Annotated in this window: 13 protein-coding genes and 2 pseudogenes; 10 read left to right on the top strand and 5 right to left on the bottom strand. The window is 71.8% G+C overall.

Translation table 11 applies throughout. The features are described from left to right. Positions 1 to 120 precede the first annotated feature (120 nt). The 3 genes from ACTVZO_RS06070 (at position 121) to ACTVZO_RS06060 (ending at position 1,219) form a co-directional block, all read left to right on the top strand. Positions 121 to 396 carry a hypothetical protein gene (locus ACTVZO_RS06070; RefSeq protein ID WP_443297387.1) on the top strand — a complete coding sequence of 92 codons (276 nt, stop codon included), beginning with the start codon at positions 121 to 123 and terminating at the stop codon, positions 394 to 396. A gap of 192 nt (positions 397 to 588) precedes the next feature. Then, positions 589 to 795 carry a hypothetical protein gene (locus tag ACTVZO_RS06065; protein ID WP_443297386.1) on the top strand — a complete coding sequence of 69 codons (207 nt, stop codon included), beginning with the start codon at positions 589 to 591 and terminating at the stop codon, positions 793 to 795. A 277-nt stretch (positions 796 to 1,072) separates the two neighbouring features. Beyond that, a complete protein-coding gene (locus tag ACTVZO_RS06060; protein WP_443297385.1) occupies positions 1,073 to 1,219 on the top strand; it encodes a hypothetical protein in 147 nt (48 codons plus the stop codon). A 105-nt stretch (positions 1,220 to 1,324) separates the two neighbouring features. On the opposite strand, the gene ACTVZO_RS06055 is transcribed toward ACTVZO_RS06060, so the two are convergent. From ACTVZO_RS06055 to ACTVZO_RS06045, 3 genes are all read right to left on the bottom strand, one after another. After that, a complete protein-coding gene (locus ACTVZO_RS06055) occupies positions 1,325 to 1,531 on the bottom strand; it encodes a hypothetical protein (RefSeq protein ID WP_443297384.1) in 207 nt (68 codons plus the stop codon). A gap of 239 nt (positions 1,532 to 1,770) precedes the next feature. After that, complete coding sequence (locus tag ACTVZO_RS06050) at positions 1,771 to 2,811, bottom strand: hypothetical protein (protein ID WP_443297383.1); 1,041 nt, start codon at positions 2,809 to 2,811, stop codon at positions 1,771 to 1,773. Positions 2,812 to 3,011: 200 nt separating this feature from the next. After that, entirely contained in the window at positions 3,012 to 3,692 is a 681-nt protein-coding gene (locus ACTVZO_RS06045) for a hypothetical protein (protein ID WP_443297382.1), read from the bottom strand. Here ACTVZO_RS06045 and ACTVZO_RS06040 point away from each other — a divergent pair. Further along, positions 3,683 to 4,744, top strand: a pseudogene (locus tag ACTVZO_RS06040) (polysaccharide deacetylase family protein); the annotation flags it as partial. The gene ACTVZO_RS06045 and the pseudogene ACTVZO_RS06040 overlap by 10 nt on opposite strands. 22 nt (positions 4,745 to 4,766) lie before the next feature. Further along, positions 4,767 to 5,348, top strand: a pseudogene (locus ACTVZO_RS06035) (glycosyltransferase); the annotation flags it as partial. A gap of 64 nt (positions 5,349 to 5,412) precedes the next feature. Here ACTVZO_RS06035 and ACTVZO_RS06030 read toward each other — a convergent pair. Beyond that, a complete protein-coding gene (locus ACTVZO_RS06030; protein WP_443297381.1) occupies positions 5,413 to 6,552 on the bottom strand; it encodes a PucR family transcriptional regulator in 1,140 nt (379 codons plus the stop codon). 86 nt (positions 6,553 to 6,638) lie between these two features. Here ACTVZO_RS06030 and ACTVZO_RS06025 point away from each other — a divergent pair, with 86 nt between their 5' ends. The 5 genes from ACTVZO_RS06025 to ACTVZO_RS06005 all read left to right on the top strand — a co-directional run bounded on the left by ACTVZO_RS06025 (position 6,639) and on the right by ACTVZO_RS06005 (position 11,549). Next, on the top strand, positions 6,639 to 7,694 hold the full coding sequence (locus ACTVZO_RS06025; RefSeq protein ID WP_443297380.1) for a ferredoxin reductase: 1,056 nt from the start codon (positions 6,639 to 6,641) through the stop codon (positions 7,692 to 7,694). A 7-nt stretch (positions 7,695 to 7,701) separates the two neighbouring features. Then, positions 7,702 to 8,820 (top strand): fatty acid desaturase family protein, encoded by a 1,119-nt coding sequence (locus ACTVZO_RS06020; protein ID WP_443297379.1) that lies wholly within the window; start codon positions 7,702 to 7,704, stop codon positions 8,818 to 8,820. Between the two features lie 297 nt (positions 8,821 to 9,117). Then, complete coding sequence (locus ACTVZO_RS06015) at positions 9,118 to 9,891, top strand: class II aldolase/adducin family protein (RefSeq protein WP_443297378.1); 774 nt, start codon at positions 9,118 to 9,120, stop codon at positions 9,889 to 9,891. 9 nt (positions 9,892 to 9,900) lie between these two features. Further along, the gene (locus ACTVZO_RS06010) at positions 9,901 to 10,677 is read left to right on the top strand and encodes a TetR/AcrR family transcriptional regulator C-terminal domain-containing protein (RefSeq protein ID WP_443297377.1); all 777 of its coding nucleotides are present in this window, start codon (positions 9,901 to 9,903) and stop codon (positions 10,675 to 10,677) included. Beyond that, positions 10,674 to 11,549 carry an alpha/beta fold hydrolase gene (locus tag ACTVZO_RS06005; RefSeq protein ID WP_443297376.1) on the top strand — a complete coding sequence of 292 codons (876 nt, stop codon included), beginning with the start codon at positions 10,674 to 10,676 and terminating at the stop codon, positions 11,547 to 11,549. The genes ACTVZO_RS06010 and ACTVZO_RS06005 overlap by 4 nt, the downstream gene beginning before the upstream one ends. Before the next feature lie 78 nt (positions 11,550 to 11,627). Here the strand turns inward: ACTVZO_RS06005 and ACTVZO_RS06000 are convergent, their stop codons facing one another. Beyond that, positions 11,628 to 11,975, bottom strand: a complete 348-nt coding sequence (locus tag ACTVZO_RS06000) for a BlaI/MecI/CopY family transcriptional regulator (protein ID WP_443297375.1) — start codon at positions 11,973 to 11,975, stop codon at positions 11,628 to 11,630. Positions 11,976 to 12,078 lie beyond the last annotated feature (103 nt).

Below are 12,078 nucleotides of genomic sequence, written 5' to 3'. Positions count from 1 at the left end.
GCTGGAGTGAGGGGCCCGCGAGTGGAGGTCCGCGTGCGTCTCATCCGGTCCGGGCCCTCCGCGTGGAACTGCCCGTCGGGACCAGGACCGCGCGGCCGACCCGGAAGGCAGGTGCGTCCCATGCGCACGTCGACCCGTATCGCCGGTGCCCTCACCGGCCTTGCCCTCACCCTCGGTGGTGCGGTTGTCGCCGCTCCCGCGGCCCGGGCGGACATCTCCGCCTGCGCAGACATGGCAGGACAGGCCGGTGCCACCGATTCGGGATCCGCCCGAGCGGCCTGTGGCCTCGGCGTGTCCGGAGACCTGCAGAGTTGTGTGTCCGGGCTGACCGGGACCGGAGTGGCGGGCGGCGCCGCCACCGGTGCCTGCCGGGCGGCGGCCCATGAGCCGCGTTAGAGGACCGCGAGGGGCAGCCGCCCGCCGGCGCCGGTGGGCGGGGGCCGGGAGTCACCGCCCGGGCGCGGCGCCCAGCCCTGCCTGCCTCGCGGGCCTCTTGCGGAGCGCCCATGCTGATGAAGAGGGCGCCGTCGTTCTGAGACCTGTCCTTCCCGAAGGCCGAACGAAGGCGCCCGAGAGGAGGAGGACGTCATGCGCGTACGAAGAATCCTGGGCCTCGCCCTGGCCTCGGTAACCCTTGCCGTTGTGAGCGCGGTCGGCGCTGTCAGCGCCGGTGCCGCCTCGTCTCCGAACATCTCCAGAGACGACTGCACGGCCGCCGGCGGACAGATCACTGCACGCCCCTACGCGGCGGAGACCTGCACGCTGCCTGACAAGTCCACGCAGCCGATCGATTGACCGCCCTGCGCACGGCGGGGCAACCGGTCCGCGCACGTGGCCCTCGGCCCGCTCCGGGGACCTACGAGACGGGGCCGTAACAACACGGACAACGAGCCGACCGGCACGGTACACCCGCCGGCCGGCTCCGCCGCGTTCCTGCTCGTCACGGTCGCCGGTGCGACTCAGGCGACAGCAGACCGGAACCCCGACGGCAGCGCCCTCCTGACCGTCACGTCCCGCGAGGGCGGTCGCACCTGGAGCAAAGGCCCGGCAGTTCGTCGACACCGGCGTCGCCGTGCCCAACACCCGCACCATCGGCCATCTGATCGTCTTCGACCGGCGCGCCGGCACCCTGTACGACTTCTTCGGCCCGATCACCTTGGCCGACGACCTGAGCACGCTGTACATGGCCTACGAGGGCCCGGATTTGGGTCGGGGCTGATCAGCTCGGGGCTCCCCCAGGTGCGTCCGCCGCCCCTGCGGCCCTCCCGGCCACGCTCATGCGGGAGCGCCCCGCGGCGCGTGGCAGCGGGGCGCCTTGCGGGGTTCAGTCGACCGGCTCTCCGTCGTGCGTTCCGCCCTTGCAGAGGTTTGCCCCCAGATCGGCCGTTCCGCCGCCCTGCTGGCACTCATAAGGGGTGACGACGGATACGGCGCCCTGTGCGGAGGCGGCGGCGGTGGCGGCTCCTGTGAGGCCGAGTCCGGCGAGGGCTGCCGTGGCGATGACGGCGGCGAAGATTCGTCGAATGCGCATGTGGTTCCCCTTTCACGGATTGCCTCGGTTGGGGCACTCATCATCTCGATCTTCACCCAGATGGGCGTGCTGCGCCATTCGGGTGGTCTGCTCGTTGCTCCGGAACGGCCGGCGTGCGCGATCGGCCCCTGTGAGGATCCCTGTTGACCTGCGCAAACGTGGCCTTCGCGGCGGAGGGTGGCCGGACGGCCGCCGACCCGATGCCGTGATGGTGACCGTGCCCGCGGCCGGGGTCGCTCTCACACCCGGATGTACCACCTGCGCGAGGTGAGCAGCCGGGCGAGCGGTGCGTGGAACAGGGACAGCCACAGCAGCGCCCAGATGATCGATGCCAGTGGGCCGGGCAGGCCGACGGCTTCGCCCGCTTGCGCGCCCACGCTCCACAGGGTCGTGTCCTCGCCGTGGTACCGGAGCGGGATGTAGTCCAGCGTGGTGATGACGAGCTCGGACAGGACGTAGAAGAACAGCGGGTTGCGGCCGAAGGCGACCACCGTGCCGCCCGTGGAGGCCAGTCGGCGCCGGGCGGCGGCGGTCAGCCCGTGGTGGGCTGAGGCAGACCCGCGTGGGATGCGGTTCGCCGGGAGGGGCGTGTCGTCGCCCACCCGACCGTGGGGCGGGGGCCACCGGCAGCCGTCGGAGACCAGCAGGACCAGTCCGAATCCGGCGGTCATGATCCCGATGGTGACGAGCGCGAAGGAAGGCGTCCACAACTGCTTCCCGATCGGGATGAGCAGGCCCAGCGCCAGGCCGCCGCCCGCGCAGATCACGCCGAGGGACATCAGTAGGGACGCGCGCCTGCGGACGGCACGCATCGTGCTGTAGCGCTGCTTGTTCCGGACGACGTCCAGGCCGACGAGGAGACCCGCCCAGCAGTTGACCACGGCCACCAGCGTCGACAGCAGTCCTTCCGGGTCGGACTTGCCCCCCTCGAAGTTGTGCCGGGTACCCCACACGCTGGTGTCGAGGTAGGCCTGGAGGGAGCAGTCCGGCGTCAGCACACGGACTTCGGCGCATTCGGGCCACGCGTTGTGGAAGCTGTACGTCGCCACCGTCCAGACGGTGAGGCATACCAGGGGGAACCCGCCCAACAACAGGGTCCGGGCCAGGAATCGAGCCGCACGCGCACGCCCGCCCACACGCGCAGAGGTCGCGTCCTGGGCGGCCGCGGGCCTGTCGGTGGAGACCAGCGACCATGCGCAGGTGATGTACAGCAGAGATACGGCCAGGTACGCGAAGGCCAGCCGCTGCATCACACCGACGAACCGCCAGTGCTCCAGCACTTCGGGCAGGTACGTCCGGCGCCTCCTGCGCGACCGGCCGCGCGGCGGCCGGGCCACAAGCGGCGGTCGGTCCGGCAACGGGAGCGGGGGACAGCGCCGGTCCCCCCGGCCCGTGCGACACGACGGCACCGTCCTTGCGGCCGATGTAAACGTCGATGCGTGCGAGGACGCGGCTCTCACCTCGGACGGGGGCGCACCGTTCAGCGCAGAGCCGCCGGCGCGCCGGCCCGGACGGTGGCGCCGGTGGTGACGAAGTAGAAGTCCTCGTCTTCGACGGCGGGCCTGGTCTGTTCGCCGATGTACAGGTCGAGGTGCTTCGCGTCGTCGCAGCCGATGCTGCACAGGTCGTCGACGCGCCAGTGCGCGGCCCTCACCCGCGTGCAGATTTCGGCGGTCAGCCCCGGACCGCAGTCGGTGACGCGGATCTCGGTACCCGGTGACAGGTGGTTGGCGGCGACGGACGGCCAGGGCACCAGGGCGTTGTCGTGGGAGCCCAGCGGGGGAGTGCTGGTCGCGAAGTAGCACTTCCGGTCGAAGTCCCGGCCGAGGTAGTCGCCGCGGGCGGTCTTGCCGAAGCCTTCCAGGTCGACGCGCTCCAGGTAGTCGGCGGGGAACGTCTCCGGCAGGCTCTGGCCGGCGCAGGCCTGGCCGCGGATGCTGCGCCGCGGGCCGTTGTAGTACGTCTCAGCGGGGGTGAAGTAGACCGTGAGGGTGTAGCCGCCCCGGGGAGCCGTGGCGGCCTGGGGCGGGTCGATGGTGTTCAGCCGGTGCTGCAGCCGCAGGCCCGCGTAGCCGAGAGCGGCGAGCACCAGGACGGCGCAGACCAGTCCTGCCGCGATCCTGGCGCCGGGGGGCGGGGCGGTGTCCGGGGGTGCGGCCATGGAGCGTCCCCCCGGTCAGCCTCGACGTGCGCCCGGGCACGGTGGCGCTCACCTTCGACGACGGGCCCGACCGCGCCTGGACCCCGCAGATCCTTCGGGTACTGCGAGAACGGCAGGTACCGGCGACGTTCTTCGTCGTCGGCCGACACGTGGCCGAGCACCCCGAGCTGGTCCGGGCACAGACGGCCGCCGGGCACGAGGTGGGCCTGCACACCTTCACCCACGCCGACCTGGCCACCGCGCCGGTGTGGCAGACGCGCCTGGAACTCGCCGCCGGCCGCGCCGTCCTGGCCGGAGCAACCGGGAACACCACGACCCTCCTGCGACCGCCGTACTCGTCCATGCCCGACGCGGTCAGCGACCGCGACTGGCACGCGGCCCTGCGCACCGGCGCGCTCGGCTACCTGACGGTCCTGTCCACCCACGACGGACTCGACTGGGAAGCGCACACTCCCCAGGACATCGTGGACGGCGCCACACCCCGCGACCGCCGTGGTGCCGTCGTCCTCCTGCACGACGGCGGCGGCGACCGCTCCCGGACCGTCGCCGCCCTGGGCCGGCTCATCGACACCCTCAAGGCACGCGGATACCGCTTCACCACCCTGAGCGAGGCGGTCGGGCTACGGCCCCAGACCGCTCCGGCCCCCACATTCGAACGCTGGTACGGCGCAGCCCTGATCGGCCTGATCCAGGCGGCCGGTGCCGTACCGCCCGCCGCCGCGGGGCTGCTGTACGCGGTCGCCCTGCTCACCACCGCTCGCCTGCTCCTGCTCGCCGCAGCCGCGGCAGGGCACCGGAGGCGTACCCGCCCACAGGCAGTGCCCAGCCCCCTGCCCCGCGTCTCCGCCGTCGTCCCCGCCCACAACGAGGAGGCGACCATCGCCTCCTGCGTACGGGCCCTGCTGGACGGCGGTTGCCCGGACATCGACGTCGTCGTGGTCGACGACGGCTCCACGGACGGCACCACGGCGGCAGCCCTCACCGTGGCGGACCCCAGGGTGCGGGTCGTGACCCAGCCCAACCGGGGCAAGCCCACCGCCCTGAACACGGGCGTCGCCCACGCGCTCCTGCGGCGGCATCAGCGCGGACACCCTCGCCGAGGACACCGACATCGCCATGACCCTGTGCCGGGGCGGCTGGCGCGTCGTCTACCGCGCCGACGCCCAGGCACACACGCACGTCCCCACCACCGTCCGCGGTCTGTGGCACCAACGCCACCGCTGGGCCTACGGCACCCTGCAGTCCATCTGGAAACACCGCCACGCCGTCAAGGAGACCGGCACCGCCGGCCGCCTCGGCCGCCGCACCATCCCCTACCTGCTGCTCTTCCAGCTCGCCTTGCCACTCGCGGCACCCCTGATGGACGCAGCCGCCCTGTACGGCCTCGCCTCCGGCACCACGCCCGTCCCCGCTCTCACCTGGATCGCCTTCAGCCTCGCCCAACTCGCCCTCGCCGCCTACGCCCTGCGCACCGACCACGAGAGCCTGCGCCACCTGTGGCTCATCCCCCTCCAGCAGACCGTGTACCGCACGGCACTGTGCCTGGTCACCATCCACGCCCTGGCCGCCGCAGCACGCGGAGCCGGCCCCCGGTGGCGCAACCCCGCCGCCCGAGACCGTTCGGAGACACCGGCAGCACATCCGGCCACGGTGTGAAGTCCGGGAGACAACCTGGTCCGTGACCCTTCGAGGAGGCGGTCGTGGACGGTCGAAGAAGACGTCAGCCCACCCGGAGACCGACCGCCAGCGTCAGTTCGAGGACCCGGTGCGGCGACCCGAGATCCGGAAACAGCTCCCGCAGCTGCGACATCCGGTACCGGACGGTCTGGGGGTGGACGAACAACGCCGCCGCCACCTCGTCCCGCCTGCCCTGGTGCAGCAGCCACGCCCGCAACGTCTCCTCGAGCCGCCGCGCGGTCGCGGCGGACAGGGTCCGGAGCGGTGCGAGGGCCCGGGCACGCAGGTCGGCGAACGCGTCCGCGTCGGCGCTCAGTACCAGCTCGGGCAGGTGGTCCTCGGTGTCGCGGATGCCGCAGGCGAGGGAGCGCGCGCGTACGGCTCGTGCGTACGAGGCGGACGCACGCGTCCACGGACGGGCCGGGCCGACCACGGCGGTGCGGTCGGGCAGCCGCCTCAGGAGATGTGCTCGGTCGGCGTCGGGGACGAGCAGCACGCCGGAGGCGTCCGGAAGATCGTCGAGGACAAGGGTGTTCGGGTCGAGCGTGCGGTAGGCGGGCCGGGCCTGGGCGGCGGGCAGCAGGACTGCGGTCAGCGAGACCGGCGGCTGCCACGCGGCCCGCCCGGCAGCGGCAAGGAGCACGTCCGGGCTCGCGCCGGAGAGGAGGTCACGGGCCAGTTGTTCCAGGTGGCGCTCGTGGGCCCGGCCCCGCGCGGCCAGTTCGTCGGCGTGGCCGGCGGCGCTCGCGGCGGAGAGCTCGTCGATGTAGGCGAAGGTCAGCTCGGCGAACTTGGCGACCTGGGCGGCGGGCAGCCCCGCGGGTACGGCACCTGCGGCCAGGCCCCGCCAGGCCACGCGGGCGCCGACCCGGTAGGCGCTGAGCAGGGCGTCCATCGAACGGCCGTCGCGGACCTCGCCGCGGCCCAGCTCGTAGGCCGCGTCGCCGGCGTCGCCGCCCGTGGCGTTCCCGCTCGCGAGGTCGAGGTAGAGGCCCAGGGCGGTGCGGACAGCTCGGCGGATGGTGGCGCCCATGCGGCCCGAAAGGGCGTTGGCGTAGGGCGGGACCTCGTCGATGATCGCCTGTACGACCTCGTCGGCGGTGGTCCTCAGCACGGCCCGCACCGCGGAGACCGTCGTCTCATCCAGGACCAGTTCGCCGGCCTTCCGGACTGCGTGGTTCACTTTTTGTTCCCTGCGAACAGTTCAACCGATCAGATTCACGTTTCTCGGACAGGACTCTATCCCCTGAAGCACATCAAGCTGGGGTCATGACGAGTGCAGCCCTCCGCAGTAGGGCGTGGAAACTGCTGGAGATGGTCACGACGCCGGTGCTGCCGTCGGACTACCTCGACATGGTCAGCCCGCTGCGTGCGGGCGGCGACCTGCGGGGGCGCATCGAGGCCGTGCATCCCGAGACGAGTGACGCCGCGACCATCGTGATCAGGCCGGGACGGGGCTGGCGCGGCCACACGGCCGGTCAGTACGTGCGGATCGGGGTCGACGTCGACGGGGTGCGCCTGTGGCGTGCCTACTCGGTCACCTCGCCGACGAACCGCCGGGACGGCCGGATCACGATCACCGTGAAGGCCATCCCGGACGGCAAGGTCAGCAACCACCTGGTCCGCAGGGCCGGGCCGGGCACGCTGATCCAGCTCGACCAGGCGGCCGGCGACTTCGTGCTGCCGCAGGCCAAGCCCGCCAAGGTGCTCTACCTGACGGCCGGCAGCGGCATCACGCCGGTGATGGGCATGCTGCGCGACACCGAGCTCGACGACGTCGTCATGGTCCACTCCGCACCGCGGCCGCACGACGTGATCTTCAGCAACGACCTGCACGACCTGGTCGCGGAGAAGAAGCTGCGTCTCACCGAGCTGCACACCGACACGGACGGCATGCTCGACATCGCCCGTCTGGGCGAACTGGTCCCCGACTGGGCCGAGCGAGAGACCTGGGCGTGCGGGCCCGGGGGCCTGCTCGACGCCGCCGAGGACCACTGGACCGAGCACGGCGTCCCGGAGCGCCTGCACACCGAACGCTTCCGCCCGGGCGTCGTCGTCACCGGCGACGGTGGCGAGGTCACGTTCTCCGCCACCGACAAGACCGTCGACGCGGACGGCGCCACACCGCTGCTGGACGTGGGCGAGGAGGCCGGCGTGCTCATGCCGTCCGGGTGCCGCATGGGCATCTGCTTCGGCTGCGTCACGCCGCTCACGGCGGGCGCCGTCCGCGACCTGCGCACCGGCGAGATCACCGAGGCCGGACCGGGCGTCCTCATCCAGACCTGCGTGTCCGCCGCGGCGGGCCCCTGCGACATCGAACGGTAGGAGCACCTTGACCGCCATCGACCCCACCGCCCACCTGACCGCGGAGCAGATCGAGGAGCTCGGCCGCGAGCTGGACGCGATCCGCGACGAGGTGATCGCCGGCCGCGGTGAGAAGGACGCCGCCTACATCCGCAAGGTCATCTCGGCGCAGCGCAAGCTCGAACTGGTCAGCAGGGGCATCCTGCTGTTCTCGATCTTCCCGCCCGCGTGGCTGATCGGCACCGCCGGCCTGTCCGTGGCCAAGATCATGGACAACATGGAGATCGGCCACAACATCCTGCACGGTCAGTGGGACTGGATGCGGGACCCGAAGATCCACTCCACCACCTGGGACTGGGACCACGTCTCGCCGGCCGAGCAGTGGAAGCACTCGCACAACGAGCTGCACCACACGTACACCAACGTGATCGGCAAGGACAACGACCTCGGTTACGGCATCATGCGCGTCGACGAGGACCAGAAGTGGCACCCGTTCCACCTCGGTCAGCCGCTGTGGAACTTCATCAACGCCTGCTTCTTCGAGTACGGCATCGCCGCCTACGACCTGGAACTCGGCAGGAACCTGAGCAAGCACCGCCGCAAGAACCCGGAGTTCCGCGCGCGGGCCAGGGCCGTGGGCCGCAAGATCCGCAAGCAGGTGCTCAAGGACTACGTGATCCACCCGCTCCTTTCGGGCCCGTCGTTCCTCACCACGCTCGCCGCCACGTTCACCGCGAACCTGGTCCGCAACATCTGGTCCCACTCGGTGATCATGTGCGGGCACTTCCCCGAGGGCGTCCAGGTCTTCGAGCGCCGGTCGATCAAGGGCGAGACCCGCGGCCAGTGGTACCTGCGCCAGATGATGGGCTCGGCGAACATCAGCGGCAGCAAGGCCATGCACTTCATGACCGGCAACCTGTCGCACCAGATCGAGCACCACCTGTTCCCGGACCTGCCGAGCAACCGGTACGCCGAGGTCGCGGTGAAGGTGCGCGCCTTGTTCGAGAAGTACGAGCTGGAGTACGTCACCGGGCCGCTGCCCAAGCAGGTGTTCTCCGCGTGGCACAAGGTCTTCCGGCTCTCGCTGCCGAACAAGAAGCCCCAGGTCACGACGCCGGACCGCGAGCAGGAGCTCGTCGCCGCCTGACTCCCGGTACTGGTTTCGACCCTGCGGCCGTACCGACGGCACCGCCGGTTCGCGCGACGTCCCTGTGGAGCCCTTCGCGTGCGGGTCGGTCCCCGGGTCTTGCCCTACGCGTCCAATGGACTCATTATGTGGGTCCATTGGACGCACAATGAAGTGAGGCGGGGCGTGGACCAGGCGACGGACACCCAAGGACGTCATGCGACGGACACGGAGACGGGCCCGGCGGCAGGGTCCGTCCCGGGGGCCGCGAGCGGGAGTGGGGACGGGAGTGGGGACGGGCTGCGCGGCAGTGCGTTCGTGCCGCGGCAGGAGAACCTCGAACTGTCCTTGCCGCCGGTCTTCACCGACGCGGCGGCGGAGCGTGAGCACCGCAAGCAGCGGCTCGCCGGCGCCTGCCGCGTCTTCGGCCGGCTCGGCTTCTCCGAAGGGGTGGCGGGACACATCACCGCGCGCGACCCCGAGTATCCGGACATGTTCTGGGTCAACCCGTTCGGCATGTCCTTCCGGCACGTCCGAGTCTCCGACCTGATCCTCGTCGACCACGAGGGACAGGTCCGCCACGGCAGGCGCCCGGTCAACCGGGCCGGATTCGTCATCCATTCGGCCATCCACGCCGCCCGCCCCGACGTGGTCGCCGCCTGCCACGCCCACGCCCTCCACGGGAAGGCGTTCTCCAGTCTGGGACGCCTGCTGGACCCGATCACCCAGGACGCGTGCGCCGTGTACGAGCAGCACACCGTCCACCGCGACGGCGCCGGCGCCGTGGTGGTCGAGGAGGAGGCCGGCCGGCAGCTGGCGGCGGGGCTGGGGCCGCACAAGGCGGTCATCCACCAGAACCACGGCATCTTCACCGTCGGCGAATCGGTCGACGAGGCGGCCTGGTGGTTCATCTCCATGGAGCGCAGCGCCCAGGCGCAGCTGCTGGCGGAGGCCGCGGGCACGCCGCACCTGATCGACCCCGAGGCGGCCCGGCACACCCGGGGCCAGACGGGGTTCCCCCTCGCCGGGTGGTTCTCCTTCCAGCCCCTCTGGGACGAGATCGTCCGCACGGAACCCGACCTCTTCGAGTAGGCGCCGCTCATGACTCCGCACCCCGAAACCGCCGACGGCGACTCCGAGACCGACGCCAAGGCCGAAGCCGAAGCCGAAGCCTCCGAGCCCGGATCCCCCGCCTGGTGGCAGGCCCGGTATGCCGAACGGGACCGGCGCCGGCCCCGCCAAGGCGGGCTGACGCTCGACCGGATCGCCGCGTCCGCGCTCGAACTGGCCGACCGCGAAGGCCTGGAGGCGCTCACGATGCGCCGGCTCGGCGAGCACCTCGAGGTCCGCCACACCTCCCTCTACCGGCACGTCGCGAGCCGTGAGGAGCTGCTGATCGCGACGGTCGACCAGATGCTCGGCGAGATCCGGCTGCCCTCCGCCGACGGGGACTGGCGGGCTGGACTGGAGGGCGGGGCCCGGGAGTTCCGCCGGGTCCTCGCGGCGCACCCGGCGGGCGTGCCCCTGCTGACCACCGGCCAGTTGCTGGGGCCCAACGCCCTGCGGGCCCGAGAGCATGCCCTCGCCCAGCTCCTCGCGCACGGGTGGGCCCCGAGGTCGGCCGTCCACGTCTACCTCATGGTCACGCACTTCGTGATCGGCGCCGCCGTGCTCGACTCCGGAGGCGCGGCCCGCACGGCTGGCCAGCGGGCCGCGATGGCCGATCTGTTCGCCTCGCTCCCGCCCCGCACCCACCCGGTCGTCCACCGGCACGCCGAGCTGCTCAACTCCCTCGACCCCGAGGCCGAGTTCGAGTTCGGGCTGCGGACACTGCTGCTCGGACTGGGCCGGCTGCACTCCGAGGAGGCGCCGCGATGACCGGCGAACGCGTCCTGCCGCCGCTGTGCGACTGGACCGAGGGCGGCAACTCGCTGCGGATCGGAACCCACTCGGTTTTCGTACGGCAGGACGGGCCCGAGGGCGGCGCACCCGTCACCCTCGTGCACGGATTCCCCACCTCCTCCCACGACTGGGCCGCAGTCGTCCCGGCACTGGCGGCGGCCGGGCTGCGGGTCACCACACTGGACCTGCTCGGCTTCGGGGAGAGCGACAAGCCCCGGCGCCACCGCTATTCGGTGCTTTACCAGGCCTCGCTGGTCGAGGAGGTCTGGCGCCGGTGCGGAATCGGCGGCACCGCGCTGGTCGCGCACGACTACGGGGTGAGCGTCGGCCAGGAGCTGCTGGCCCGCGCCCCGGCCCGGATCACGCGCATGGCCTGGCTCAACGGGGGCCTCTACCCCGATCTGCACCGGCCCGTACCGGTGCAGCGCCTGCTGCACGGACCGCTGGGGCCGCTGCTGGCTCCCTTCACCACGGAGCGGCGATTCGCCGCGACCCTGCGCTCCGTCCTGGGGCGGCCGGTCCACGACGAGGACGTCCACGACCTGTGGGCGGCCGCCTCCCGCGACGGCGGTCACCGCCTCGCCCCGCGCCTGCTGCGCTACATCGACGAGCGCCGTGTGCATGCCGTGCGCTGGACCGCGGCCCTGGAGGGCTACAGCGGACCCGCGCTCTTCGTGTGGGGGCCGGCCGACCCGGTCAGCGGGGGCCACGTACTCCCCAGGATCCGGGAACGCATGCCGCAGGCCCGGATCGTGGAGCTCGCCGGGCCCCGGCCCGTGGGGCACTACCCGCAACTGGAGGACCCCGGGGCGGTCGCGGCAGCCCTCACAGGGTTCCTGGCGCCCTGAGGGACGCGTGGGGGCGACCGGAGTCCCCCAAACAGGAAGCGATGAGGAAGGCCCCGACCGCGATCCGGTCGCGCTCCGTCAGCGATCCAGAGCCGAACGCAGCGCGGCGGCGTCGGCGGGCTGGAGACGGCCGGCGAACCGGAGCAGCGCCGTGGTGCGGTCGGCCGAGGTGTCGAGGACGTGTCCGAGGAGTTCGGCGGTGTAGTCGCCGGCGCTCCTCGCGCCGGTGTAGCGGTAGGCGCGTCCCTGGCGGGTCCGGGTGAGCCAGCCCTTGTGCCGGAGGCGTTCGGCGACCGTCATGACGGTGCTGTAGGCCAGGGGTCGTGCGTCGTTGAGTGCGTCGGTGAGGTCCCTGACGGTGATGGGCTCGTCGTGGGCCCAGATCACGACCATGATCGCCGATTCCAGATCGCCGAACGTCCTCACGGTTCTCCCCTTCGCCACGGACCGGTTCACCTCGACCACGATCAACTTCTACGCAGTGTAGTAGACAAATTTCTACGCAACGTAGTAGTTTTTTGCCGTGGAC

The organism is Streptomyces sp. IBSNAI002, from assembly GCF_052244475.1.
GTDB lineage: Bacteria > Actinomycetota > Actinomycetes > Streptomycetales > Streptomycetaceae > Streptomyces.
This window is presented reverse-complemented; position numbering and strand designations above follow the sequence as displayed.